This window comes from uncultured Campylobacter sp. (assembly GCF_938039205.1).
Classification (GTDB): Bacteria; Campylobacterota; Campylobacteria; order Campylobacterales; family Campylobacteraceae; genus Campylobacter_A.
Map to the genome: position 1 here is coordinate 68,852 of NZ_CALHVM010000047.1, position 24,549 is coordinate 93,400.

Below are 24,549 nucleotides of genomic sequence, written 5' to 3' on the forward strand. Positions count from 1 at the left end.
TTAAATTTGAGGTATTTTACTTTAAAATTTTTGAAATTTCGGTTAGATAAAATTTTATTTATTTTGCGTTTTGCGATATGGCGGTCTTTATGATTATGGAGTTAAATTTGACTGCATTTTGGGTAATAACGGCGTCAAATTTAAAGCGGTCGGCGGTTTTAAATTTTGTTTTACGGCGGTGAGGTTAAAATCAGTTAAATTCTGTGCGATAATCTTGTCAAATTTGAAGCAATGAGAGTTTACATTTAGCTTTGCGGTAAGGCTTCTTTTATTATCTTTTTTATCTCGGACAAGCTTTGTTCTTCGTCAGCCACGAGTTCACGCATTTTAAAACCGGCTTCAATGATGGCGTAGAGCTCGGGCTTAGTGGTTTTCCATCTTTGTAGCGTTCTAGTGGTTATCTTTAAAATTCTGGCTTTGTCTTGTTGGCTGTATTTCATAGCGCAAGTTTAGCTTTTATAAATTTAATAGCAAATTGCGACATATATTCGTAAATTTATAATAAATTTAGAAATAATGTCGTAAAATCTTATTCAAAATTATATATAAGGAGTAAAAATGTCCAATGTTGATGTTTTGCGGTTTACATCAGACGAGCTTACGGTCGAAAAATTAGATGAGCTTGTAAAAGCGAAGAAATCATTTTGGGTGGTTGCTGTGAAAGATATGAGTTATACTGTTCATAAAATTGAAGGATCTATAGAAAAACAGGGTATGAGTTGTAGGGTTTATACAGAAAATAGAAGTTCTTTGATGGCTGGTTTTGTACCAAACCCACTATTTGTTGCTACTTCTGTAGTGGCTGCAGCAACTGCTGTTGGTACAGCTGTTCATAATTTAGCTACTTATGATCCAGATTATGAAATAGGTAAAAATCCTATAAAATCTAAAATAACAGTTACTTTTAAAAAAGAGTAAAATTTAAATTAATAGGTTTAAATATTTTGCTTCGCTCTTTTTGTAGCTACTAGTATAAGTTGAAGTTTTTGCGACCGAGGCTAACCAAGCAAGTTGCCGCGGAAGCAAAACAAAATTTATTTCTCAAAGAAAGCACCAGCGTAAGAAAACGCTAACGAGACAACGCTTTTTACAGCCCCATTTTAAACGGATTTAGGATATTGTTCGGATCAAACGCCTTTTTGATACTTCTAAAAAGCTCCATCTCTGCGGGCGTAAAGGCAAGCGGCATAAACTCAGCCTTGCTGATGCCGATACCGTGCTCGCCGCTAAGCGTGCCGCCAAGCTCCACCGCGATCTTAAAAATTTCCTCGATCGCCTTGTGTCCGCTCTCTACCTGCGCCGGGTCGGCTTTATCCACGACCATGACGTTGGTGTGTACGTTGCCGTCCCCAGTGTGGCCAAAGCACGGCACCTGCACGCCGTATTTTTCAGCGACGTTGCCGATGCGCCCCAGTAGCTCTGGCAGCTTTGAGCGCGGCACGGTGATGTCCTCGTTTAGTTTTAAATTCCCGTAGATATTTATCGCTTGCGAGCAGTTGCGGCGGGCAAACCAGATGTCGTTTCGCTCGCTCTCGTCTTTGGCGCGTCTAAATTCGTTAGCGCCGTTTTCTCTAAACACTCGCTCGATCGTGGCTAGATCCTGCTCTAGGCCGTCTAAAACGTCGCCGTCCACGTCGGTGATGAGCAGCGCGCCCGCATCTTGCGGTAGGCCTTTGTTGAATTTAGTCTCGACCGCGCGTATGCAAAGAGCGTCTAAAAACTCCATCGCTACGGGCGTCACGCCTGCTGCCATCGTCTTATAAACGGCGTTCATCGCGGCGTTTACGCTAGGGAAAATTCCCATCGCCGTTTTTCTAAATTTAGGCTTTGCGATGAGTTTTAGCGTGATCTCGGTTATTACCGCTAGCGTGCCCTCGCTGGCGATGAGGATGCCTGCGATATTGTAGCCAGCGACGTCCTTTATCGTGCGTTTGCCCGCGCGGATCACTTCGCCGTTAGGTAGCACCGCTCGTAGCGCCATGACGTAGTCTTTGGTGATGCCGTATTTTGCCGCGCGCATACCGCCCGCGTTTTCGCTGACGTTGCCGCCTAGCGTCGAGTACTCCTGACTGGCGGGGTCCGGCGGGTAGAAAAGGCCTAGCTTCTCGGCTTCTCGCTGCAAATTTATATTTATACAGCCCGGTTGTACGACTGCGACCATGTTTTGCATGTCGATCTCTAGGATTTTGTTCATGTGCTTTTCAAAAGCAAGCACCACGCCGCCCTCGTGCGCCAGCGCCCCGCCCGTAAAGCCGCTGCCAGCACCCCTAGGCACGATTATGATTTTATTTTCGTTGCAGTATTTTAAAATCTCGCTAACGTCGCGCTCGTCTCTAGGGAAAAGCACGCCATCAGGCAAATGGCGCTTTTTCGTCGCGTCGTAGCAGTAGGCGATCCTGTGCGCGTCGTCGAAGTAGGCGTTATCGGCGCCTAGTAAATTTACAAAAAATTTAGTGTGTTTATCAAGCATTATTTCTCTTTCAAAAGAGCTTTGTAGTGGCGGTCAAAGTCGCTGATCTGCTCCGAGCCCCATTTCCAAAATACCGTATCGATGTCCTTGACGCGAGTGTAAAAAGGCAGCTGGTAGTATTTGACCGCGCCGCTTTGGAAGCGTTTTAGCGGCTCGAAACTCTGGCAGTCGGCAAAAAGCGCTTCGTTATTCATAGCGATAAATATTAGCCCGGCAGCGCTTTGGTTGCACATTTTACGAAAGTCGTCGCGGCTAGGGTTTGGCTTATACTCGTAGCTTAGGTATGAGCCCACGATGTCCGGATGAATAAAGGTGATATCCTTAAACGCGTTCGTTACTTCGGCGTAAATTTCTTTGTTCGGTACGACGATGAGCGAGCGGTTGTAGAGGTAGTTTAGGATGATCTCGTCGCCGCTTTTAGGTAAAATTCCTGGTATCGGCAGAGCTTTTTGCGCTAACGTGTCAAATACCTCAAATCGTACCTTTGCAAAGCCGCCGCCTTTTTGCGTGACGACTGCGCGGGCTATGATTGAGCTTTGAGCGCCGTCAAATTTATGCATCACGACGCCGCTACTACCTACGACGATATCTGAGTTGTCTATGATCGTGCCTACGCCATCATCCACGCTTATTAGCGGGGCCTTGTACTCTCTCATCGAAAACTCGGCCGCAAAGCTAAGGCAAGCCACCGCTAAAAATAAAAGAAATTTTTTCAAAATTTATCTCCTGAAAGTTTGAAATTTTAGCGCTCATTATATCTGAAACTGGCTTAGTTTTGCAAAATGTAAGTAATTTTCGAGTAAAATACGGCTTTTAAATCAAGGGATTTTATGAAGAAATTTTCATTAGCTTTATTGCTGGCGGTAAATTTATTCGCCGCCGCACCTATACAATCTACCGTCCAGGAGCTTAGCTGGCCTAGCGGAGATACGTTTTTAACTTTTTTGGAGAAAAATTCCATCCCCCTTTCTCTTTATTATGATATGGATTCGGACGATAAGGAGTTTGTGAGCGAGATAACGGCAGGTATTCCGTACCAAATTTTAAGGGACGAAAGCGGCGGATTAAAACAAGTTCTCATCCCCATAAACGAAGAGCTTCAAGCGCAAATTTATAAAGATGAAGAGGGTAAATTTAAATTTCAGCTCTCATCGATTTCGTATCAGACTTATAGGCGCGTACTTAGTATGCCGATCGTATCGAATCCTTCGCAAGATATACTAGAAGCTACGGGTAGCGCGGCGCTAGCGCATGGATTTTATCTAGCTATGAGGAGCGAAGTGGGCGCTAAAGAGTTTACGAAGCTAAAAAAAGGCGACAGGCTCGCGATGGAGTATACGCAAAAGATGAGACTGGGACGCACGTTCGGCTCTCCTGAGATATACTGGGCGACGATTGAAATCAGCGGCAAAAAATACACGGTTTATAAATACGAAAACAAATACTACGACAAAAGCGGCAAGAAAAACGATAAATTTTTGCTAACTAGACCAATCGCAAACGCTCGTATTACCTCGCCTTTTACGCCCAAGCGCTATCATCCGATACTAAAGCGCTATAAGGCCCATCTAGGCGTGGACTACGGCGCTCCTAAGGGCACTCCGATAAAGGCCGCAGGCGAGGGTACGGTAAAATTCGTCGGTACTAAAAGCGGCTACGGCAAGGTAGTAATACTAGGTCACACTAGCGGTTATGAGACGCTATATGCGCACACTAGCAGCTTTGCTAAAGGTATAAAAAGCGGAGTAAAAGTTAAGCAAGGTCAGCTCATCGCATATGTAGGAAACACGGGCATGAGTACGGGTTCGCACCTGCATTTCGGCGTTTATAAAAACGGTAACGCTATAAACCCGGAGACCGAGATAAAGGTAGCTAAAAGCGTATTTGCCTTAAATGAAAGCGCTAAATTTCAAAAATATATAAAACAGTTTGAAAATAAGATAAAAGAGTATGCCAACAAGGATGAAATCCCTGAAAAAGAGCAAAAATTTGATGCGGCGATGGACTGGGAGCATCCTATAACAGAGCCAAAAGCAGACGTAAATTTGACGATGACGGATGCAAATTCTACCTTTTCTAGCGGAGATTTAAATTTAACTACGGAGACGAAAAGGGCAGAGGAAAATTTAACTAACATCGGCTCTTTAAAAACCGATATAAATTTGACAAAAGAGACAAAGGGTGACAACAAGGAAGATAATGCGACCAAAACCGAAGCAAATTTGACGAGCGAGCTCGCAAGCAGCGCCGACGATGTAAATTTGACGGACTCAAATTTAACTACGCCTGAGTCAAATTTGACCGTGCAGCCTAAAGCTGAAAGCAACTCCTCTGAAACCAAAACGGATGCGAACGAAACAGCAAATTTAGCCGCGGCAAAGAGCGCGAAATCGGAGTCAAATTTGACCTCCGCAAAAGCTGCAAGCAAGGCGACAAGCAAAGCCGATCCAAAAAAATCAAGCAAAGAGGCAAAAAAATCCGAGTCAAATTCGTCCGCTAAAAATAACAAAGACAAACCAAAGCAGACGGATAAGAAAAAGGACAAAAAAAATCAAGAAACCAAAACCGAGTCCAAAAAGAAAAAGGACGTAAACGCCAGCAAAGATAAGTCTAAAAAGCAAAAAGACGCCGCCGATAAAAAGGCAAAATCAAAAGGCAAAACCGCCGAGTCAAGCGATAAAAAGAGTAAATAATGGAAGAAAACGAGCAATTAAACGAAGCCAAAGAGCTGCTAGACTCGCACCTAAACGAGACGATCGATAAGGAACTAAGCCCCGCCGACCTCGCCCAGCACCTAAAAACGCTTAAAAAGCACGATGAGGAGCTCTTTGGCGAATACCTCGAAAGGCTAGATCCCGAGATCCTGGGCGACGTAGCGATCGAGATGCCAGATCACATGCTAAAGGACGTGATCGAGCAGATACCTAGCGACAAGATCATCGAGGCGATCGAGGAGCTAGAGAGTGACGACGCGGCCGAGCTTTTGGAGTATATCGAGGAGATCGACGAGCAAAAGGCTAAAGAGCTCTTTGACGGCCTTGATAAGGACGATCAGGAGGAGATTTTACGTATCCGCAGCTACGACGAGGGCCAAGCGGGCGCGTTCATGCAGACGGAGCTTTTTAGCGCGCATATCGACGAGCAGCTAAAAACGGCGGTTGAGCGGCTAAGACGCGAGAAGGAAGAGGGCAAACTAGAAAACGTCTCGCAGCTTTTTATCACCGATAAAAAGGGCGTTTTGCTCCATGCGGTGCCGCTTGAGGATCTGATACTATTTGACTTTAACCAAACCTTAAGAGAGATCATCGCAAAGAGCGAAGAGGATAAATACAAACCCAATGTAGCCGTCGATAACGAGCCTATCGAAACGGTCGTAGAAACAGTCGAAAACTATGATATGAACTCGATCGCGGTCGTCGATAGCAAGGGTTATTTGCTCGGTCGTATCACAACAGACGACATCCACGACTTTATAAAAGAAAGCGCCACCGAGCAAATTTATAACCTAGCCGGCGTCGACGACGAGGCTGAGGAAGAGGATACGAGCCTGGTTAAGGCCACTCGCGCGCGCGCCGTTTGGCTTCTCATAAATTTATTTACCGCGCTTATTAGTTCATCGATCATCGGGCTTTTTGACGAGACAATAGCTAGCTACGTAGCGCTCGCGGTGCTGATGCCAATCGTAGCATCCATGGGCGGAAACACCGGCACGCAGGCGCTTACGGTTACCGTGCGCCGACTAACTCTGGGGGAGATCGAGTTTAAAAACGCCGCAAATGCGCTAAAACGCGAGGTCGGCATCGCGCTTATAAACGGACTAACCTTTGCATTTTTGATGGGCATTATCGCTGCGCTGTGGTTTAACCGCCCGATGCTAGGCGTCGTTATCGGCGCTTCGATGTTGATAAATTTGTTTTTTGCCGGATTTTTCGGTACTTTGATACCGCTAAGCTTAAAGAAATTTGACATCGATCCCGCCGTCGGCTCTGCCGTACTGCTTACCACCGTTACCGATACGGTCGGCTTTTTTAGCTTTTTAGGACTGGCAAAATGGATACTTCTGTAAAAAATATCAAAATAGAAAATTTAACCGCCCCGCGCTACGTAAAGCCGTATCAAATTTCCTTTGATCTGTGCGAAAAGTCCGTCAGATGGGAGTGTATCAAGGCTCACGACAGCGTCTCGGTACTGCTTTATCACGAGGACAAGGACGCGTTTTTGCTGGTTAAGCAGTTTCGTCCCGCCGTTTGGTTTAATCTGCAAGAAGGGCGCGAGCTAAATTTGACGCAAAAGGGCGACGAGGGCTATACATACGAGCTTTGCGCTGGCCTGATGGATAAAGGCAAGAGCGAGGAGCAGACCGTCATCGAGGAGATCGCCGAGGAGACGGGCTTTGCCGTGAGCAAGGTAGAGCGCATAACATCCACTCGAGGCGCGCTGGGGTTTGGCGGAGCGAAGCAGACGATGTTTTTTGCCGCTATAAACGACGCGATGAAGATCGGCGAGGGCGGCGGCATAGACGGCGAAAATATCGAGCTGGTTTACGTTCCGCTTGATCGTGCGCGCGAGTTTATGTTTGACGAAAGCAAAACCAAGGCCACGGGGCTGATGTTTGCTTTTATGTGGTTTTTTGCCAAATTTAACCGTTAGTTCGTGTCAAATTTCAAATTTCACGAAAAATAATCAAATTTAAGGAAAACAAATGCTAAAGAAAATCGTTTGTGCCGCTTTTTTGGCGTCCGCGGCCTTTGCCGCCGTGCCTGCTTTCGAGGAGGCGAGCGCGGAGTTAGCTCAAAACAACTACGACAACGCCTTAAAGCTCTTTGAGAAGTCTTGCTATGAGGAGAAAAACATCGTAGGTTGCTATGCTGCGGGCTTTATAAACATTAACGCCTATTCGCAAAACTCTAGCGAGGCAAAAAGCTTTGAGCAGTTTTCAAAAGCTTGCGATGCGGGCGATATGGACGGATGCAAATCTCTTGGCGATATCTACGAAAATGGACAGGCCGGACAGGAAACCGACTATAAAAAGGCGATGAAATTTCACGAAAAAGCTTGCGAGGGCAAAGTGGGCGCCGCGTGCGCGAGAGTGGCCGGATACTACGACGAGGGCAGGGGTACCGAGCAAAATTTAGCCAAAGCGTCTAAATTTTACGAAACCGCATGCAACTACGAGGACGCGAGCGGCTGCCACGCGATAGCTGATATGTACGAAAGGGGCGAGGGCGTAAAAAAAGACGCGACAAAGGCGATGGATTTTTACGGGTTAGCTTGCGACTACGGCTCTAGGGGAGCTTGCGCCGATTTTAGAAAACTTTATAAAAACAAAAAATAAGGAGCCGCTATGTTTAAGAAAATTTATCTCGTTTTGATTTTAGCCGGATTGGCGGCCGCGCAGACGAATTTTGAAATCGCTACTAAAAAATACCTACAAGATATGGGCGACAAAAACGTGCCAAAACTCTACGAAAAATCGTGCCGCGAGGATAAAAACGCCGTAGGTTGCTACATAGCCGCGCAGCTAAAAGCCTATCAAACATACGACCTAAAAGACGATGACGAATATGCGCGAATCAACGGCGAAGTTTTTGAGCTTTATAAAAGCGCTTGTGATCTTGGCTATGCTAAAGCTTGCTCGGCGGCGGGCGATTTTTACGACTCTACGCCGTCAAACGATAATTTTGTCGTAGAGCAGGACGATACGGAAAAATCAGCCGAATTTTACGAAAAAGCATGCGAGAGCAAAGACGGGGAGGCTTGCCTAAAGATAGCTAAACAGCACGACAACGCCTCAAAATTCGCCGATGCGCTAAAATACTATAAACTAGCCTGCGAAGCGAGAGAGGCCGAGGGCTGCTATAACGCGGCGGACATCTACGAGTCAGGCGACGGAACGCCTAAAAATAGCACCGAGGCGACGAAATATTACGGTCTTGCTTGCGAAAACGGCCTTGGTCGCGGCTGCGCCAAATCTAAAAAATTTAGCAAATAGGAGGATGCGTTGAGAAAGATTATTTTAGCCGCGATCTTAGCGACGGCGGCTTTTGGCGGGAACTTTGAACAAGCCACGAAAATTTATCTAAAAAAATCGGACTTCGAAAACGGCGCACGACTGTTTGAAAAATCTTGCAACGACGATAAAAATGCCGCCGGTTGCTATATGGCGGCGTTTTTGGGCGAGCAGGGGCTCTCATATAGCGACGATGACAGCGGCGAAAAGATCTTTGCGCTATATAAAAAGGCCTGCGATATGGGCGATATGGACGGCTGCACGGCCGTAGCCGCGGTGTACGAGGGCACCATACTGTGGCAAATCTCTCAGATAGACTACGAAAAGGCGGCAGCGCTTTATGAAAAAGCCTGCGAGGGCGGAGTCGGTGAGGCGTGCTATAGGGCAGCTGCTCATCACAGCGGCGAATACGGCGGCGCAAAAGATCCGCAAAAAGTCCGCAAATACTACTCGCTAGCTTGCGACCACAAGGACTCGCAAGGCTGCTATATGCTCGCGCAAGGATACGAAAAGGGCGAACAGGATATGAAAAAAGCGATGGATATCTACGGAACCTCTTGCGACTACGGATATACGGAAGGTTGCGTCAAATTTAGAGAACTCGTTAAAAAGGAGAAGTAGGATTTCGCGCCTCGCTAGATTTTGATTGTCTGGCGGGGGGCGTAAATGCGGCGAGCGAACTTTGCTCGCCGTTGTTTTTTAATTCATGGGCGGGCGTTGATTTGGCTTTCGGCTTTGCGCAGCGTCCGCTTCTAAAATTTCTATCATTTAAAATTTATTATTTTGGCTTTGCTCGGGCGTCTTTTTAAGCACACCGCGTATCTGCCGCTAAAATTTTTCCTTGAGTCTGTCTTGATTAAATTTGCCGCCATCTCGCTCGGTAAAATCAAATTTGATCCGATTTAACTCTTCGCAGTTTAAATTTAACGGCGAAATAGTGTGTCAAATTTGACGCTAAGCTAAATTTATAGCCTCAAAATCTAAGCTGCAAATTTAAGCAACAAAGTCCAAAATCAAATCAGGCAACGTTGTCGTCAAAATTTGGCGACTGCAAAGCCGCTTCAAAATTTGCCGCCCGGCAAATCGTAAATTTAACCGTAGAGCCGAGCGGTCAAATTTGACGCGCCGAGCAAGCGAGCTCCGGCTTAAATTTGCCGCACTTGCCGAGCCTTCTTTGGCTCAAATTCGGCGTCAGATTCGCCGTCGTGCTCAGCTCAAATTTACCTAAAATAGCCCCTTTATAAGCCCTTTTATCGCGTCTTTTTTAGCGTCACCCGTGGTGCCGTTTTCGTCGTCCTTGCCGAACTTTTTATCCAAAAATCTATCCAGCTCTTTGACCGCCTTGCCCTTTAGGTAGTCCGAGCCGATCGTGTATTTCGGGTTGTCGCTGGTGCCCGTGACCGTGATATCGATGTCGGTTTTTTCGTAGTTCATCTTGATCGGCACGTTTATGGCCTTGGTCGCCATGTCGTATTTGCCACTAGCTACCCAGACTCGGCTTCTAGTTGCGTTCATATCGGCGTTAAAGTCGATGAGGTTTTTGTTTATCGTGCCTTTTATTTTGCTGTTTTTATAGATTTCGCTCGTGATGTCGCGTCCCGTGAAAGTTCTTACCTGCTCGGTAAAATCGGTCTTTGCAAGCTTGCCGTCATTTACTGCGACGTCAAATTTACCTTTTTGCGAGACGAGATTATAGTCCATCGTCATATCGCCGGTGCCGTCGTAAACGTGCGAGAGGCCCAAAAAGTCGGTGAGGCCTTTGGCGGTGAAGCTTTTTAAATTTGCGTTTAAGATATCGTCTTTTAAGACCGCCTTAAGATCGCCGTTAAAGAGCCGAGAATTTACGTTTGCGCTTAGCTTTTCGCTAGTTTTCGTCGCGTCGCCGATAATCAGCAAAGGCCCGTAAAGCGGTCGCCCGACCAAAAACTCAATCTCTTTTAGCTCTTTTATGCTAAGCTCAAAGTCCGCCTTCGCCGAGCCGCTTTCAAGCTCGTAGTCGCCTTTTAGATTTTTTAGCGCGATTAGGTTTTTGTTTGCGCTTGAGACTAGGTTTGCTGCCGCGTCAAATTTAGCCTTGCCGCCGTTTATAACGACGTATGCATTTGCATCAAATTTGGTGCCGTTTGGGAAGCGCTTATCTAGCTCCTTTGCTACGACCGCGCTATTAACCATGCCGTTTTTGACGTTAAATTTAGCCGTACCGCTGAGATTTTTTGGATCGAGCCCGCTTAGGTTTACGGATCCGTCGATCATGGCGTCGGCGTAGTTTGGCAGCGCAGCCAGCGTAAATGCGTCTTTGAGCGAAAGCGCGCTTAAATTTGCCGCTAGTTTTTCGTTTTTGAGGTTTGCGTCTATCTTGCCGCCTAGAGCGTTTGCGTTTAGATCTAGCTCGCTAAGCGCGCCCTTTGCGAGTTTTGCCGCACCTTTGACGTCCACTTTACCTGATAGTTTTTTGCCGATTAGCTCTTCAAATTTACCCAGGTCCTCGATACCCGCGTCAAATTTGACGTCCGCGTTTTTATCATCCAGCCCGTAAACGCCGCTTAGGCTCTTTAGCTTTAAAAGCTCGGAGTTTAGCGAGGCGTTAAATTTGGCTTTTGAGCTTGCAACGTCGACGTTTGCGTTTAGTTCAAAGGCTAGAGGTTTGCTTAAATTTATCTCTTTTGCGACCTGTTTTAGCTCGGCCGGATTTAGCCGCGCGTTTTTGGTGGCGAGTTTAACCGAGCCAGAGATATTTTGCGTGTTGTGTACGTCGTTTAGCACTGCTTCGCCGCTGATCGTTCCTCCGACAAATGCCGGGAAGGCGGCGATTTTAACGAGTTCGTCAAGCTTTAGCGAGCTGATTTTGGCGATTAGCTTGCCGCCGTTTAGCACCGCATCGACGTTACCGCCAAAGCCTTCAACCTTGACGTCGAAGTTTTTTAGCTCGCCTGCCGTGGCTATGACGTTGCCGTTTGCTTTAAACGCGCCGCTAAGCTTTTGCCCCACGACGGGCTCAAATTTGGCCAGATCGTCCACGATGAGCTTGACGTCGCTGCTTAGGGTGTTTGAGTTTGGATCGTAGATCGTCTTGTCGCTGCCGATCGTGGCTAGCGGCGTGATTACCGCGCTTTTGGCGTTTACGATGCCGTCTTTGACATCGGCTACGATTTTGCCGTTTGCGGCGAAATTTGACGGCAGGGTGACATTAAAATCTTTTGCGATTAGCGCGTTGTCTGTTTTGACGTCCAAGATATCGATGTTTGCGGTGCCGTTTGGTTTGCCGCCGCTTTCTACGATATTTGCGACGGCTGAGATTTTACCGCGCGCGTAGATAGGCTGGCCGGCTAGCGCTAGAGCCTTTTCTACTTGTAAATTTTTGGCGTCGAGCTTTAAAGAAAGTGGCTTGTAGTCTTTTAAATTTGCATCAAAACTGACATTTGAGCCTAGCATTTGGCCTACTCCGCTAGCGGTGAAATCGCTAAATTTGCCTTTTGCGATGCCTGAGATTTTCATGGCTTCGTTTAGTTTGACGCCGAGGCTTTTTAGATCGCTAACGGCGACGTCGTATTTTAGATCGAGGCTTTGAGAGAAAACCGAAAGCCCGCCGTTTACGTTCGCTACGATCTCGCCGTTTACATTCGCTACGATATCTACGCTCGTCGGACGGATCTGAAATTTGTCAAATTTGACGTCAAATCCGCTTTTTTCTTTGATCAAATTTTGGGCATACGGTTTAACCAAGCCGTTGCCAAAATCCGTAAAAGCCGCGACATAAGCCGCGATAAGCAAGGCAAAAACCAGTCCGAGTATGGCGCCTAAAATTTTCATCGTCTATCCTTTAGATTTAGTTTAATTTTATTATGAAACTTGAGCCGATTATACTAAGACTTGTTAAGAATTTTAGCTAAATTATTGACAAATTCTAAAAATTTGACTATAATTTCATCACTCAAAACAAAAGAGTGCTAAAAAAGTAAAAATCAAACCATAAAGGATGAATCATGAATTTTCAACCGTTAGGCAAACGAGTCTTAGTCGAGCGTCTCGAGGACGTCAAAACGACCGCTTCGGGCATCATTATACCCGATAATGCAAAAGAAAAACCTTTAAGCGGCAAGGTTTTGGCGGTATCAAGCGAGGTAGAAGGCGTGAGCGTGGGCGATAGCGTAGTTTTCGCTAAATACGGCGGCACCGAGGTCGTGCTTGACGGCAAGACGTATTTGGTTCTAAAAATCGAAGACGTTTTGGGCGTTTTAAAATAATCTAAATTTAAAGGAATAAAAATGGCAAAAGAGATATTTTTTTCAGACGAGGCTAGAAATAGACTATACGAAGGCGTTAGAAAACTAAACGACGCGGTAAAAGTAACGATGGGGCCTCGCGGCAGAAACGTGCTAGTGCAAAAAAGCTTCGGCGCTCCTGCGATCACAAAAGACGGCGTGAGCGTAGCTAAAGAGGTCGAGCTAAAAGACGCTCTAGAAAACATGGGCGCAGGCCTAGTAAAAGAGGTCGCTAGCAAGACAAACGACGAGGCGGGCGACGGTACGACTACGGCTACGGTTTTGGCACACTCTATCTTTAAAGAGGGTCTAAGAAACATTACCGCAGGCGCAAATCCGGTCGAAGTAAAACGCGGTATGGATAAAGAGGCCGCAGCTATAATCGCCGAGCTAAAAAACTTATCGCGCAAAGTAACCGATAAAAAAGAGATCGCGCAAGTAGCGACTATCTCGGCAAACTCAGACTCTGCCATCGGCGGACTGATCGCTGATGCGATGGAAAAAGTCGGTAAAGACGGCGTCATCACCGTCGAGGAAGCAAAATCTATCCACGACGAACTAAACGTGGTAGAGGGTATGCAGTTTGACCGTGGATATCTAAGCCCATACTTCATCACAAACGCCGAAAAGATGCAGGTTGAGCTAAGCAATCCGTTTATCTTGCTATTTGATAAGAAGATTACAAATTTAAAAGACTTGTTGCCTGTGCTTGAGCAGATCCAAAAAACGGGCAAACCGCTACTAATCATCGCTGAAGATATCGAGGGCGAGGCGCTTGCGACGCTAGTGGTAAATAAGCTTCGCGGCGTGCTAAATATCTCTGCGGTTAAAGCTCCTGGCTTTGGCGATCGCAGAAAAGCAATGCTTGAGGATATTGCAATATTAACTGGCGGCGAAGTAGTGAGCGAAGAGCTAGGCAGAACGCTAGAGAGTGCGACCCTAAGCGACCTAGGTCAAGCTTCAAGCGTCATCATCGACAAAGATAATACGACTATCGTAAACGGTGCAGGCGAGAAATCGGCAATCGACGCTAGAATCATCCAGATAAAAGCTCAAATCGCTGAAACTACGAGCGACTACGACAAAGAAAAACTACAAGAGCGCCTAGCTAAGCTAAGCGGCGGCGTAGCAGTCATCAAGGTTGGCGCTGCTACCGAGACAGAGATGAAGGAGAAAAAAGACCGCGTGGACGACGCTCTAAGCGCGACTAAAGCGGCTGTAGAAGAGGGTATAGTAATCGGCGGCGGCGCTGCGTTTATCAAAGCAAGCGCGAAAGTAGATCTAAAACTAAGCGGCGACGAAGCTATAGGCGCTGATATCGTAAGACGCGCGCTAACCGCTCCTCTCCGCCAAATCGCTGAAAACGCGGGCTTTGACGCGGGCGTAGTGGCAAACTCCGTAAGCGTAAGCAAAGACGACAACTACGGCTTTAACGCAGCTACTGGCGAGTACGTAGATATGTTTAAAGCCGGTATCATCGATCCGGTTAAGGTCGAGCGCGTGGCACTTCAAAACGCGGTCAGCGTGGCGAGCCTGCTCCTAACTACGGAAGCTACTATAAGCGAGCTAAAAGAGGACAAGCCAATGCCTGCGATGCCTGATATGAGCGGCATGGGTGGCATGGGCGGAATGATGTAATACGCCTTTATCTGCGGAGAGCTTCGGCTTTCCGCAGGTTTTATTTTAAACTTTCTTTGTAAATTTTACAAAAAATCCACAAAACTATCCTTTCTAATAATTAAAAAATATCCTTGAACTCTATAGTGATTAAAATTTACAAACTTTGATATGTGAGCTTAAATTTGACGGTTTACTTATTGTATTTTCCGGATCAAATTTGCTTTAATAAGAAGCAAGCGTAAAATTTTAGTCGTATTTAAAATATCGAAACGATGGGTTGTGTGAGTGGTAAATTTACCTAATGCTTTAAATTTTAAAATGTATAGAATGAAAAAGCCGGAATTTCTTCCGACTTTGGGTTTTATAGCTTCCCGCCTTCGACGACGAGAGATTCCGGATTTACGCTATCGCCGTAGATCGGTTTTAGCGTAGCGTCATAGTCTTTGTGGAAGAAATTTTCCTTGCCTAGCTCAATGATCTCGTTATTTAGCCACTCAAGCAGCGCTTTGTTACCCTTTTTAACCGCAGGTGCGATGACGTCTACGTCGCCTAGGGCTTCGATACCGACGGTAAAGCCAGGATTTTCTTTAGCCCATGCAAAAAGTAGCGCGTTATCGTGCGCTAGCGCCACGCCTCTTTTATCGACCAGAGCGGCGAAGGTTTCGGTGTTTTGGTCGTATTTTATAAGCTCGATGTCAGGGTGATTTTTCGTGAAATACGCATCCGCAGTCGTGCCTTTATTGACGATTAGCTTTTTGCCTTTTAGCTCTTCCACGCTTTTTATGACTGCACCGTCGGGGCTAACTACGCCTAGCGACACTTTCATATACGGAAGTGCGAAATCAACGACTCTAGCACGCTCAGGGGTTTTGGTGAAATTTGCCAAAGTGATATCGACCTTGTCGGCTACTAGCACTTCTACGCGGCCTGCCGCTTCTACGAGCTCAAATTTTACCTTGCTCTCGTCGCCCAGCAGATCCTTTGCGATGCGTTTGGCGAAGTATATGTCGTAGCCTTGGTTTTTGCCCTCTTTATCGACGTAGCCAAACGGCGGTTTGTCGCTAAAGACGCCCACGCGCACGTATCCGCGCTCTTTTATTTTAGCCAAAGCGTCCGCTTCGGCAGCCTGCAAATTAGCCTGACCCGTTAGAAAGACGGCGGCGAATGTTGCCAAAAATGAAAACAGAAGTTTTCTCATTCTTTCTCCTTTAAAATAAAGTGCGCAAAATATACAAAAGCTTGGCTAAAATGCGACTAAATTTGTACTTTTTTGGATGGCTGGCGCAGAGAAAAATCAAATTTTGTTTAAAAACGTAACGCCAAATTTAAAATGGAGTGTAAAATTTACTCAATATAAATTTGCAAATTTAATTTTAAATTTAAGAAATGACTAGCGAATTAAATTTGGGCGGGTTATTTTGAGTAAATTCTAGCTAAAGTAGAGCTATAAATTTAAGTTGGTTAAATGGTAAAGACGTAAGGTTTAAAAGCTAAATTTGACGAAAAACTCTCGAATTTAGCCCAAAAACATCAAATTTAAAACCCCTAAAACGAAAATAAATTTAAAAATTTCTTCGCGCGTTCGCTTTTTGGATGTATGAAAAACGCCTCCGGTTCACTCTCCTCGACGATCTTGCCCTCATCCATAAATACTATACGATTTGCCACCGAGCGTGCAAAGCCCATCTCGTGCGTTACTATTAGCATCGTCATGCCGTCTTTTGCGAGGTTTATGACGACGTCTAGTACCTCGCGCACGATCTCTGGATCCAGCGAGGCCGTTATCTCGTCAAATAGCATGATTTCTGGCTTCATGCAAAGCGCGCGCACGATGGCGATACGCTGCTTTTGCCCGCCGCTAAGTTCCTTTGGATAGGCGTATTTTTTATGTTTTAGGCCGACTTTTTCTAGCCACGCCTCAGCCTCTTTTTCGACCTCTTCGCGGCTTCTTTTTTGCGCTTTTACGGGGCCCAGCACGATGTTTTCGATGACGTTCATATGGTCAAACAGCTCGTAGTTTTGAAAAACCATGCCTACTTTTTGGCGGATTTTGATCCAGTCTTTGTAGTCTTTATCGATCTTTTCGCCGGCTATCTCTATTTGCCCGCCGTCAAAGGGCTCAAGGCCGTTTATGCAGCGCAGAGTAGTGCTTTTGCCGCAGCCTGAGGGCCCTAGGATCACGACTACTTCGCCGTTTTTGACGCTAAGGTCGATGCCTTTTAGCACCTGCAAGTCGCCGTAAGATTTGCTTAAATTTGAGAGTTTTAAAATTTCGCTCATTTGATTCCTTATGCCCATCTGTTTTCAAGTATCTTGGATAGTTTTGAGATAGGATAGCAGACGAGAAAATATAATAAAAATATAAAGCCGTATATCCAAAACGGCACGGTCGGGTTTGCCGTTAGGCTCGCCGTCTCGATCGTTTGCTGTCCGACTTTTAGCAGGTCTGGCACGCCGATAAGGGCGACGATCGGGGTGGTTTTGATGATACGGCTTAGCAGATTTACGCCCGCGGGCACTAGGCGGCGCGTGGCTAGCGGGATCACGACGTAAAGATAAATTTGAGTCTTGCTAAGCGCCAGAGCCGCCGCGCTCTCAAACTGATGTCGCGGTATCGATACGATCGCACCGCGCACGATATCCATCATCTCAAATACGCCCCACAAGCTAAATACGATGAGTGAGGCGTTAAATTTGGAAATATCTAGCCCAAATGCCTTGCTTGCGCCATAGTAAAACAAAAATAGCCAGACGATTTGAGGCATTATGCGAACGATTTCTAGGCAAATTTTTAGCACGAAAAAGATAAATTTGTTTTTCGAGCTCATAGCCACGCCCAAAAACGTGCCCAAAACAAGAGAGACGGCGATCGAGATGGCCGAAATCTGCACGCTCATCCACAGCCCCTCGAAAATCAGCCGCTTTAAGACCAGCGGGTCGAATAAAATGCTAACTCCGTCCAACTCTCATCCTTTTTTCTAGCCAAAATAAGACCAAAGATATCGGCAAAATGATAATCAAATAGCTAACGACGAGCATAAAAAGCGCCTCGTCGGTCATGTAATAAAGCCCGATGATATCCTTGGTCGCGTAAACTAGGTCGGGCAGGGCAATGATGCTGATGACCGAGGTTTCTTTGATGAGAAAGATGACGTTAGCCGCGATAGAGGGGATCGAAACGCTAAAGGCCTGAGGCAAGATAACGTAGCGTAAAATTTGCCCCTGCGTGAGCGCGACGCTAAGCGCGGCTTCGATCTGCGTCTTTTTCACCGCCTCAAAGCCGAGGCGAAAACTCTCGGCCATATAGCTGCCGCCTAGAAACGCAAGTCCCGCGACCGCGCAGGTAAAGGCGCTTAAATTTAGCCCGAATTTGCTAAGCCCGTAGTAGAGGAAAAAAAGCTGGATAAGTAGCGGCGTGTTTCTAGAAACCTCGATGTAGCCGTTTACGACGGGCATCAGGATCTTGATCTTGTAAAATTTAACCAGCGTGCAAAATATGCCGATAACAAGCGAGAGCAAGATGCCGTAAAGCGAGAGCTTGACGGTGAAAATGCCCGCTTTTACGAACATCGGCGTAAATTCTTTTATAAACTCAAAATCCATAAATTTTTTAGCTTCTTTTTGATAATTTCGCGAGATTGTAGCGAAAGCAAACTAAATTTAAAACTAATTTTGTATGATTTATTTTAAAATTTAAGCTTGCAAAAGGTATCATAACCCCTAAATTTTGATAGAAATTATTTAAATAAAGGACGAATTTGAGAGCGTTTGCAGAGTGGGAAAAACAAGAGCTGATATTTTTATCGCTACCGCACGAAAACACCGATTGGAAGCCGTATCTGGGCGAAATTTTGGACGCCTACGAGAGTCTGGTTGCAGCTATCGTGCCGTTTCAAAAGGTCGTTTTGATCTGCCCTGAGGAGAGGATTTTTCGGGAGCGATTTGCCAAATTTGATAACGTAGAGTTCGTAAAAATCGACACCGATGATACGTGGATACGCGACTACGGCATGATAGACGTGCAGGAGGGCGCGAAAATTGTCAGCTATGATTTCAAATTTAACGCTTGGGGCGGTAAATTTGAAAGCTCGAAGGATAATGCCGTAAATTTAGAGCTTGCCAAACGTTTTAAAAGCGATTTGCGAAGTATCGATCTCGTGCTTGAGGGCGGCAGTATCGATTTTAACGGACGCGGCACGCTGCTAACGACGCAAAAGTGCCTACTAAACGACAACCGCAACTCTCATCTAAGCAAAGAGCAGATCGAAGCGCGGCTTAAGGAGCTTTTTGGTCTTGGGCGCGTGGTGTGGCTCAAAAATGGCTTTATAAAGGGCGACGACACCGATAGCCACGTCGATACTCTAGCGCGTTTTATCGATCCTGATACGATCACCTACGCCTCTTGCGACGATCCAAATGACGAGCATTTTAGCGAGCTAAATGCGATGAAAAAAGAGCTTGAAAATACGGGCTTTAAGCTCGTGCCATTACCGCTTCCGAAGGCCAAATTTTACGGCGGCAAGAGGCTTGGCTGCACGTATGCGAATTTTATCTTTATAAATGGCGCCGTTATCGTTCCGACGTATAATGATGATAACGATAAAATCGTGCTTGAGCGACTAGCGCGGGAGCTACCGAACCATAAGATAATCGGCGTGGATTCGCTAGTTTTCGTACGTCAAAACGGCTCGCTGCACTGCTCGAGTCAAAACAAGTATAGCGGTGCGAGCGAAGCCGAAAGCGAAATCTAAATGCAATTAAACAATGCCGACATAAAAAGGCAAAATGAAATTTTAGGTCGCAGAGCCGTGATAGTCGCGGGCGCGACGGCATTTGCGCTAGCCGTGGTTAAATTTGCCGCGGGTTTGATCGGCGGTTCGGTGGCAGTGCTTAGCTCGGCGATCGATTCGATGCTTGACCTGCTAGTTTCCGTGCTGAATTTCTTCGCCATCCGTAAATCCCAGGCCGCGCCTGATACTAAATTTAACTTCGGCTACGCCAAGCTAGAAGCGCTTGCGGCGATGTTTGAGGGCGTTTTGATCGTGGGTGCTGGCGCGTTTATATTTTACGAGAGCGTGCGTAAGCTACAAACGGAGCAAGCGCCCGTAGATACGGCTTTTTCGCTCTATGCGATGGCACTATCGGTCGCGGTTACGGGACTACTGGTCGCCTACCTCTCCCGCGTCGCTCGCCGCACGAGAAATTTGATCGTTAGAGCCGACGCGCTACACTATAAAAGCGACCTTTTTAGCAACCTAGCCGTTATCGCCTCGCTTATCTTGGTCGAATTTACGGGATTTGCCGCGATAGACGCCGTTTTTGGTATAGTGATTAGCGGCTACATCGCCGTTAGCGCGATAAATTTGATGAAAGAAAGCGTAGGCGTGCTGCTTGACCGCGCGCTAGAGCCCGAGATAACGGCGCAAATCGAAGAGATAATCCGCTCGCGCCCTCAGATAGCAAGCTATCACGGACTGGCTACCAGAAAGAGCGCAAACATCTGCTATGTCGCGGTTCATCTAGTCTTTAACCGCAAAATTTCGCTTTACGACGCGCACAAAATTTCAGACGAGATAGAGGCCGCTATCAGGGCTAAATACGGCGAGTTTGAGTGGCAAATCACTACGCATCTTGATCCGTGCGACGACCAAAACGGCTCGTGCGAATGCTAAATCAAAGGAAAAATATGAAAATTTTATTCGTTTGCCACGGAAATATCTGCCGCTCGACTATGGCGCAGTCCGTTATGCAAAATTTGAGCGAAAAGGCGGGTTTGGCAGAGCGCCTTAGCATCGATTCGCGCGCCACGCACGAAGACGAGATAGGCGAGCCGCCGTATTACCAGACGGTGCGGGTTTTGAAACAAAACGGCGTACCCGTGACATCTCACAAGGCGACCTTGATAACGCAAAGAGATTTTGATAGCAGCGATCTTATTTTGATAATGGACGATGAAAATTTAAGGACTTTGAGGCGCAAATTCGGCGCTGAGGCTAAATTTGACGAAAAAGTAAAATTCCTGCTCGAATTTGGCGGCGGCGCAGGCGGTAAAATAATCGCCGATCCATACTACACCCGCGATTTTGAGCGTTGCTACGAGGACGTTTCGCGCTCTTGCGTAGGCTTGCTTGAGAGGCTAAAGCAAATTTTATGAGCCGGCGAAAGCGGCAAAATTTAGCTTGCCGGCCGGCCGTTCAAGCCCTAATTTATCCCCGCTTTGATATAATTTTAAAAATTTAAATCATAAGGAAAAATATGAAAGTAGCGCTAATCCAACAAAAATTTCACGGCACCAAAGACGCGACCGTGCAAAGGACGCTCGAGCTCGTGCGCGAGGCTAGCAGCGGCGGAGCGGAGCTTGTCGTGCTTCAGGAGCTACACCAGACGCAGTACTTTTGCCAGAGCGAGGAGACGAGGTTTTTTGATCTTGCCGAAGGCTGGGAAAACGACGTCAAATTTTGGGGCGAGGTAGCGCGGCAAAACGGCGTCGTGCTTGTCACTTCGCTCTTTGAAAAGCGCGCAGACGGACTGTATCACAACACCGCATTCGTCTTTGAAAAAGACGGTAGCGTCGCGGGCAAATACCGTAAAATGCACATCCCCGACGACCCTGGCTTTTACGAGAAATTTTACTTTACTCCGGGCGACATCGGCTTTGAGCCCATCGATACGAGCGTAGGTAGGCTCGGACTTTTGGTGTGCTGGGATCAGTGGTATCCCGAGGCTGCGCGACTTATGGCTCTACGCGGCGCGAAGCTACTCATCTACCCGACTGCGATCGGTTGGTTTGAGGGTGACGAGGAGACCGAGAAATCGCGCCAACTAGAGGCCTGGGTCGCCGTGCAGCGCGGACATGCGGTGGCAAACGGCCTGCCCGTGATCGCCGTAAACCGCGTGGGCTTTGAAAAGGACGAAAGCGGCGTGATGGACGGGATCAAATTTTGGGGCAACAGCTTTGTTTTCGGCGCGCAGGGCGAGGAGCTTTTCCGCGCCGATAGCCAGAGCGAGCTGTGCCGCATCGTCGAGATCGATATGACCAGGAGCGAGGAAGTGCGCAGGATTTGGCCGTTTTTGAGAGACCGAAGGATAGATGCGTACGCAAATTTAACAAAAAGATTTGTCGACTAAGGCTTGTCTTTTTGCCCTATACTTCGTTGGAATTAAATTTTACTCAGTCACTACCGAGGAGGTAGCTCCTGTCGTAAAATTTAATTCCGCCTCGTCTAGAACAAAAATCCTACGCCTTATCTTTTTCTATTCAAATTTGAAGTCAAATTTGCAAATGTGAGTCGCCGAGACCCGCATCTTGAAAACATAAATTTAAAACCCAGCGACGCTTCGTAAGTAGACCCCTCCCCTTCCTCTCCCGAAGAAAAGAGAAAAGCAGCTCTTTAGTTTTGCTTGTAATTGCAAATATGGCGCAACCTAAATATCCTCATAACACTAAATTTAACCAAACCAAATTTAGCACTTTTGAGGTGCAGGTCTCGGCCCGTAAAATTTAAGCAACTATCCAAATTTGACCACGCCCAAACGGTACGCGAAACACCCCTATTTAAAGCCAAATTTAGCCTTTCTTAGTAAAATACCGCCCAAGAGTTGCGGGGCAACTATTATTTATACAAGGCATTTCATGCAAAGACGCGATTTTTTAAGAAACACTGCGATTTTAGGCGCCGTTATGGCAACTCCTAGCACCGTTTTTGGAGACAGCAAGGCCGTGGGCAACAAGAGGGTTTTTGACGTAACTCTAAATCACGAAATTTTAGAGGTGGGCAAGAAAACCAGGCTGTGGATACCGCTGCCGTTTATCAGAGAGTATCAGAGCGTAAGCGACATCAAATTTGACGGCAATTTCGCTAATCCGTCGATGAATTATGGCGCGATCCCGATGCTTTACGTGGACTATGCCGAGGTGGCAAAGCCGACGCTTAGCGTTAAATTTAGAGCCCAGACCTTTGAGCGAAACACCGACTTTAGCAAGGTTAAATTTAACCCGAACGAAAAGCTTAGCCCTGAGACGGAGTTTTATCTAAAACCTACCCAGCACATCCCAAACGACGGCATCGTAAAGCAAAAAGCGGGGGAGATAACTAAAGGTATAAAAGGCGATCTGGAGCGCGCGAAAGCGATCTACACGTGGGTGGCAAACACCATGCAGCGCGACAATAGCATCCTGGGCTGCGGCACGGGCGACGTAAAAGCGATCCTGGAAAGCGGCAAGCTAGTGGGCAAATGCACCGACATAAACTCCGTATTCGTGGGGCTTTGCAGAGCCGTAGGCATCCCTGCGCGCGAGATTTTTGGTATCAGAGTAGGGCAGAGCAGATTTTCAAACGAGATGGGAAAGGCCGATGAAAATGGCCTCGCAGCGATCTCGGGCGCGCAGCACTGCAGGGCGGAATTTTATCTCAAAGGCCACGGCTGGATCCCTGTAGATCCTGCGGACGTCGCAAAGGTACGCCTAGGCGAAAAGCTAAGCAACGACGACAGCAAGCTTGCAAAAGTGCGCGAGTTTTTATTTGGCAACTGGGAGATGTGCTGGATCGGCTTTAACGACGCGCGCGACTTCGTCCTATCGCCAAAACCTGCGGAATTTCCGCTAAATAACTTCGGCTATCCTTACGGCGAAGTGGACGACAACGTGCTAAATTATTATTCTCCAAAAGATTTTAGCTACGACTACAAGTCGCAAGAGCTCAAATGAAGGGCTTTTGGCTAGCTCTGGCGTCGGTTGCGAGCGCGCTAGCGGCGACTCTTTGCTGCCTGCCCGCGCTTTTGTTTTTGATTTTCGGCGCTTCATTTAGCCTGCTAAGCTCGGAGGCGATAGAGAGCCTAACCGAGCTAAGGCCCTATTTTACAGCACTTGCCGCGATCTGTTTTGCGGCTAGCGCGTTTTATTTTTTCAAAAAGCCAAAATCCTGCGACCTCGCAGATCGCCGCAAAAAATGGATCTTCATCTACGTTTTTTTAGCTGTTTTTGTGATTATTCTGCTATCATACCCCGAAGTTTTAGGAAAAATTTATGAATAAAATTCTATCTATTTTACTGCTTGCAAGCATGGCGTTTGCAAATCAAAATTTTGTCATCAAAGTCGAGGGGATGCACTGTCCGCTGTGTACGGCGATGGTGCGAAAAGCCCTGCTAAAGGTAGACGGCGTCATCAGCGCCAAGGCTAGCCTGCACGATAAAACCGCCCGCGTCGAGACGAAAGACGGCGTGAGCGAGAAGCAGCTGCTGGATGCGGTGGCGACGACGGGCTACACGGGCGAGATCGTTAAGTAAATTTAAGGAGCAAACATGCAAAAAAACGAGGTTATGAACGATTTTAAAAAGCTGTGCGAGATACCGCACTGTAGCTGCGAAACGGAGCAGATGAGGGAGTTTTTGGCGGGTTTTGCGCGCTGCCTGGGCTTTAGCGTGAGCGTCGATGAGGCGGGCAACATCCACGCCGTAAAGGGCGAGCCTAAAATTTGCCTGCAAAGCCACTACGACATGGTCTGCGTGGGCGCGGCGCCGCATTTGGAGCTCATCGAAGAGGACGGCATATTAAGAGCCAAAAACTCGACTCTGGGCGCTGACGACGGCATCGGCGTGGCGATGATGATGGGCGCGATGCGGGAGTTTGCGAACTTAGAGTGCTTATTTACCAACGACGAAGAGGTCGGGCTCGTGGGCGCAAACGCCTTTAAAGGTAAAATTTTATCGCCCAATCTGCTAAATTTAGACAGCGAAGAGGATGACCGCGTGACGTTAGGATGCGCCGGCGGTATAAACGTGAGCGCAAAAATCGGCGCGCAGACCGTCAAAAAGAGCGGTAAAATTTACGAGGTAGGCGTCACGGGGCTTAGCGGCGGACACTCGGGTAACGAAATACACAAAAATATCCCAAACGCCACGAAGCTGCTAGCGAAATTCCTTGCCGATGAGGGCTGTGAGCTTATTAGCCTGGACTTTGGCGAGAGGAGCAATTCTATCCCCGCAAACGCTGTATGCAAGGCGCTGTGCGCGCATGAGCCGAAGCAGCGCGGCCTGGCGTGGGTAAAGAGCCTGGGCGAGGGCGAAGCGGACGTGCTGGTAAATAGCGGCAAAATTTTAGCGCTAATCAACTCATTCGCCCAGGGCGTGCGTAGCTACGACACGCAGCTTGGCATGGTAAACGAAAGCATAAATCTCTCGACCGTCA

At 47.1% G+C, this 24,549-nt stretch carries 25 protein-coding genes; 17 read left to right on the forward strand and 8 right to left on the reverse strand.

Annotated features, from left to right (window positions below; genetic code table 11):
- Positions 1-245: 245 nt before the first annotated feature.
- Complete coding sequence (locus tag Q0394_RS06090; RefSeq protein ID WP_297937268.1) at positions 246-440, reverse strand: hypothetical protein; 195 nt, start codon at positions 438-440, stop codon at positions 246-248.
- 118 nt (positions 441-558) lie between these two features.
- Here Q0394_RS06090 and Q0394_RS06095 point away from each other — a divergent pair, with 118 nt between their 5' ends.
- Positions 559-918, forward strand: a complete 360-nt coding sequence (locus tag Q0394_RS06095; protein ID WP_298946172.1) for a hypothetical protein — start codon at positions 559-561, stop codon at positions 916-918.
- 169 nt (positions 919-1,087) lie between these two features.
- Here the strand turns inward: Q0394_RS06095 and Q0394_RS06100 are convergent, their stop codons facing one another.
- Both Q0394_RS06100 and Q0394_RS06105 read right to left on the reverse strand, forming a co-directional pair.
- On the reverse strand, positions 1,088-2,470 hold the full coding sequence (locus tag Q0394_RS06100; protein ID WP_298946173.1) for an FAD-linked oxidase C-terminal domain-containing protein: 1,383 nt from the start codon (positions 2,468-2,470) through the stop codon (positions 1,088-1,090).
- Positions 2,470-3,186, reverse strand: a complete 717-nt coding sequence (locus tag Q0394_RS06105) for a plasminogen-binding N-terminal domain-containing protein (RefSeq protein ID WP_298946174.1) — start codon at positions 3,184-3,186, stop codon at positions 2,470-2,472. The genes Q0394_RS06100 and Q0394_RS06105 overlap by 1 nt, the downstream gene beginning before the upstream one ends.
- A 114-nt stretch (positions 3,187-3,300) precedes the next feature.
- Here Q0394_RS06105 and Q0394_RS06110 point away from each other — a divergent pair, with 114 nt between their 5' ends.
- The 6 genes from Q0394_RS06110 to Q0394_RS06135 are packed head-to-tail and all read left to right on the forward strand — an operon-like array spanning position 3,301 to position 9,101.
- On the forward strand, positions 3,301-5,163 hold the full coding sequence (locus Q0394_RS06110) for a peptidoglycan DD-metalloendopeptidase family protein (protein WP_298946176.1): 1,863 nt from the start codon (positions 3,301-3,303) through the stop codon (positions 5,161-5,163).
- The gene (mgtE, locus tag Q0394_RS06115; RefSeq protein WP_298946178.1) at positions 5,163-6,536 is read left to right on the forward strand and encodes a magnesium transporter; all 1,374 of its coding nucleotides are present in this window, start codon (positions 5,163-5,165) and stop codon (positions 6,534-6,536) included. The genes Q0394_RS06110 and mgtE overlap by 1 nt, the downstream gene beginning before the upstream one ends.
- Positions 6,521-7,120, forward strand: a complete 600-nt coding sequence (locus Q0394_RS06120; protein ID WP_298055579.1) for an NUDIX hydrolase — start codon at positions 6,521-6,523, stop codon at positions 7,118-7,120. Before mgtE ends, Q0394_RS06120 begins: the two co-directional genes overlap by 16 nt.
- Before the next feature lie 52 nt (positions 7,121-7,172).
- Positions 7,173-7,805 (forward strand): tetratricopeptide repeat protein, encoded by a 633-nt coding sequence (locus Q0394_RS06125; protein ID WP_298946181.1) that lies wholly within the window; start codon positions 7,173-7,175, stop codon positions 7,803-7,805.
- Between the two features lie 9 nt (positions 7,806-7,814).
- A complete protein-coding gene (locus Q0394_RS06130) occupies positions 7,815-8,462 on the forward strand; it encodes a tetratricopeptide repeat protein (protein WP_298946183.1) in 648 nt (215 codons plus the stop codon).
- A 9-nt stretch (positions 8,463-8,471) separates the two neighbouring features.
- Entirely contained in the window at positions 8,472-9,101 is a 630-nt protein-coding gene (locus Q0394_RS06135; protein ID WP_298946186.1) for a tetratricopeptide repeat protein, read from the forward strand.
- Between the two features lie 603 nt (positions 9,102-9,704).
- On the opposite strand, the gene Q0394_RS06140 is transcribed toward Q0394_RS06135, so the two are convergent.
- Positions 9,705-12,290 (reverse strand): hypothetical protein, encoded by a 2,586-nt coding sequence (locus tag Q0394_RS06140; protein ID WP_298946188.1) that lies wholly within the window; start codon positions 12,288-12,290, stop codon positions 9,705-9,707.
- A gap of 173 nt (positions 12,291-12,463) precedes the next feature.
- Here Q0394_RS06140 and groES point away from each other — a divergent pair, with 173 nt between their 5' ends.
- Entirely contained in the window at positions 12,464-12,724 is a 261-nt protein-coding gene (gene groES / locus Q0394_RS06145) for a co-chaperone GroES (RefSeq protein ID WP_002946739.1), read from the forward strand.
- Positions 12,725-12,745: 21 nt separating this feature from the next.
- The gene (gene groL / locus Q0394_RS06150; protein WP_002946741.1) at positions 12,746-14,380 is read left to right on the forward strand and encodes a chaperonin GroEL; all 1,635 of its coding nucleotides are present in this window, start codon (positions 12,746-12,748) and stop codon (positions 14,378-14,380) included.
- 343 nt (positions 14,381-14,723) lie between these two features.
- Here groL and Q0394_RS06155 read toward each other — a convergent pair whose 3' ends face one another.
- The 4 genes from Q0394_RS06155 to Q0394_RS06170 form a co-directional block, all read right to left on the reverse strand.
- The gene (locus Q0394_RS06155) at positions 14,724-15,560 is read right to left on the reverse strand and encodes a cysteine ABC transporter substrate-binding protein (RefSeq protein ID WP_298946190.1); all 837 of its coding nucleotides are present in this window, start codon (positions 15,558-15,560) and stop codon (positions 14,724-14,726) included.
- A gap of 347 nt (positions 15,561-15,907) precedes the next feature.
- Entirely contained in the window at positions 15,908-16,642 is a 735-nt protein-coding gene (locus Q0394_RS06160) for an amino acid ABC transporter ATP-binding protein (RefSeq protein WP_298946192.1), read from the reverse strand.
- A gap of 8 nt (positions 16,643-16,650) precedes the next feature.
- Positions 16,651-17,325 (reverse strand): amino acid ABC transporter permease, encoded by a 675-nt coding sequence (locus Q0394_RS06165; RefSeq protein ID WP_295148543.1) that lies wholly within the window; start codon positions 17,323-17,325, stop codon positions 16,651-16,653.
- Positions 17,312-17,965, reverse strand: a complete 654-nt coding sequence (locus tag Q0394_RS06170) for an amino acid ABC transporter permease (protein WP_295148541.1) — start codon at positions 17,963-17,965, stop codon at positions 17,312-17,314. Before Q0394_RS06170 ends, Q0394_RS06165 begins: the two co-directional genes overlap by 14 nt.
- A 155-nt stretch (positions 17,966-18,120) precedes the next feature.
- Between Q0394_RS06170 and Q0394_RS06175 the strand changes: the two genes are divergently transcribed.
- From Q0394_RS06175 to Q0394_RS06210, 8 genes are all read left to right on the forward strand, one after another.
- On the forward strand, positions 18,121-19,113 hold the full coding sequence (locus Q0394_RS06175) for an agmatine deiminase family protein (RefSeq protein ID WP_298946194.1): 993 nt from the start codon (positions 18,121-18,123) through the stop codon (positions 19,111-19,113).
- Positions 19,114-20,034, forward strand: coding sequence for a cation diffusion facilitator family transporter (locus Q0394_RS06180; RefSeq protein ID WP_298946196.1), 921 nt, complete (start codon positions 19,114-19,116; stop codon positions 20,032-20,034).
- A 14-nt stretch (positions 20,035-20,048) separates the two neighbouring features.
- Positions 20,049-20,516 (forward strand): low molecular weight protein-tyrosine-phosphatase, encoded by a 468-nt coding sequence (locus Q0394_RS06185; protein WP_298946198.1) that lies wholly within the window; start codon positions 20,049-20,051, stop codon positions 20,514-20,516.
- A 101-nt stretch (positions 20,517-20,617) separates the two neighbouring features.
- On the forward strand, positions 20,618-21,490 hold the full coding sequence (locus Q0394_RS06190; RefSeq protein ID WP_298946200.1) for a carbon-nitrogen hydrolase: 873 nt from the start codon (positions 20,618-20,620) through the stop codon (positions 21,488-21,490).
- 505 nt (positions 21,491-21,995) lie between these two features.
- The gene (locus Q0394_RS06195) at positions 21,996-23,069 is read left to right on the forward strand and encodes a transglutaminase-like domain-containing protein (RefSeq protein WP_298946201.1); all 1,074 of its coding nucleotides are present in this window, start codon (positions 21,996-21,998) and stop codon (positions 23,067-23,069) included.
- A complete protein-coding gene (locus Q0394_RS06200; protein ID WP_298946203.1) occupies positions 23,066-23,395 on the forward strand; it encodes an aryl sulfotransferase in 330 nt (109 codons plus the stop codon). Before Q0394_RS06195 ends, Q0394_RS06200 begins: the two co-directional genes overlap by 4 nt.
- A complete protein-coding gene (locus tag Q0394_RS06205) occupies positions 23,388-23,648 on the forward strand; it encodes a cation transporter (protein WP_122867530.1) in 261 nt (86 codons plus the stop codon). Before Q0394_RS06200 ends, Q0394_RS06205 begins: the two co-directional genes overlap by 8 nt.
- A 15-nt stretch (positions 23,649-23,663) precedes the next feature.
- On the forward strand, positions 23,664-24,549 hold an 886-nt coding region (locus Q0394_RS06210; RefSeq protein ID WP_298946204.1), incomplete at its 3' end, for a M28 family peptidase.

Excerpts from the sequence above, each read along its gene's own strand:
- Q0394_RS06090 (WP_297937268.1), bottom strand. The coding sequence starts at position 440 with ATGAAATACAGCCAACAAGACAAAGCCAGAATTTTAAAGATAACCACT.
- Q0394_RS06095 (WP_298946172.1), top strand. The coding sequence starts at position 559 with ATGTCCAATGTTGATGTTTTGCGGTTTACATCAGACGAGCTTACGGTC.
- Q0394_RS06100 (WP_298946173.1), bottom strand. The coding sequence starts at position 2,470 with ATGCTTGATAAACACACTAAATTTTTTGTAAATTTACTAGGCGCCGAT.
- Q0394_RS06110 (WP_298946176.1), top strand. The coding sequence starts at position 3,301 with ATGAAGAAATTTTCATTAGCTTTATTGCTGGCGGTAAATTTATTCGCC.
- mgtE (WP_298946178.1), top strand. The coding sequence starts at position 5,163 with ATGGAAGAAAACGAGCAATTAAACGAAGCCAAAGAGCTGCTAGACTCG.
- Q0394_RS06120 (WP_298055579.1), top strand. The coding sequence starts at position 6,521 with ATGGATACTTCTGTAAAAAATATCAAAATAGAAAATTTAACCGCCCCG.
- Q0394_RS06125 (WP_298946181.1), top strand. The coding sequence starts at position 7,173 with ATGCTAAAGAAAATCGTTTGTGCCGCTTTTTTGGCGTCCGCGGCCTTT.
- Q0394_RS06130 (WP_298946183.1), top strand. The coding sequence starts at position 7,815 with ATGTTTAAGAAAATTTATCTCGTTTTGATTTTAGCCGGATTGGCGGCC.
- Q0394_RS06140 (WP_298946188.1), bottom strand. The coding sequence starts at position 12,290 with ATGAAAATTTTAGGCGCCATACTCGGACTGGTTTTTGCCTTGCTTATC.
- groES (WP_002946739.1), top strand. The coding sequence starts at position 12,464 with ATGAATTTTCAACCGTTAGGCAAACGAGTCTTAGTCGAGCGTCTCGAG.
- groL (WP_002946741.1), top strand. The coding sequence starts at position 12,746 with ATGGCAAAAGAGATATTTTTTTCAGACGAGGCTAGAAATAGACTATAC.
- Q0394_RS06155 (WP_298946190.1), bottom strand. The coding sequence starts at position 15,560 with ATGAGAAAACTTCTGTTTTCATTTTTGGCAACATTCGCCGCCGTCTTT.
- Q0394_RS06160 (WP_298946192.1), bottom strand. The coding sequence starts at position 16,642 with ATGAGCGAAATTTTAAAACTCTCAAATTTAAGCAAATCTTACGGCGAC.
- Q0394_RS06170 (WP_295148541.1), bottom strand. The coding sequence starts at position 17,965 with ATGGATTTTGAGTTTATAAAAGAATTTACGCCGATGTTCGTAAAAGCG.
- Q0394_RS06180 (WP_298946196.1), top strand. The coding sequence starts at position 19,114 with ATGCAATTAAACAATGCCGACATAAAAAGGCAAAATGAAATTTTAGGT.
- Q0394_RS06185 (WP_298946198.1), top strand. The coding sequence starts at position 20,049 with ATGAAAATTTTATTCGTTTGCCACGGAAATATCTGCCGCTCGACTATG.
- Q0394_RS06190 (WP_298946200.1), top strand. The coding sequence starts at position 20,618 with ATGAAAGTAGCGCTAATCCAACAAAAATTTCACGGCACCAAAGACGCG.
- Q0394_RS06195 (WP_298946201.1), top strand. The coding sequence starts at position 21,996 with ATGCAAAGACGCGATTTTTTAAGAAACACTGCGATTTTAGGCGCCGTT.
- Q0394_RS06200 (WP_298946203.1), top strand. The coding sequence starts at position 23,066 with ATGAAGGGCTTTTGGCTAGCTCTGGCGTCGGTTGCGAGCGCGCTAGCG.
- Q0394_RS06205 (WP_122867530.1), top strand. The coding sequence starts at position 23,388 with ATGAATAAAATTCTATCTATTTTACTGCTTGCAAGCATGGCGTTTGCA.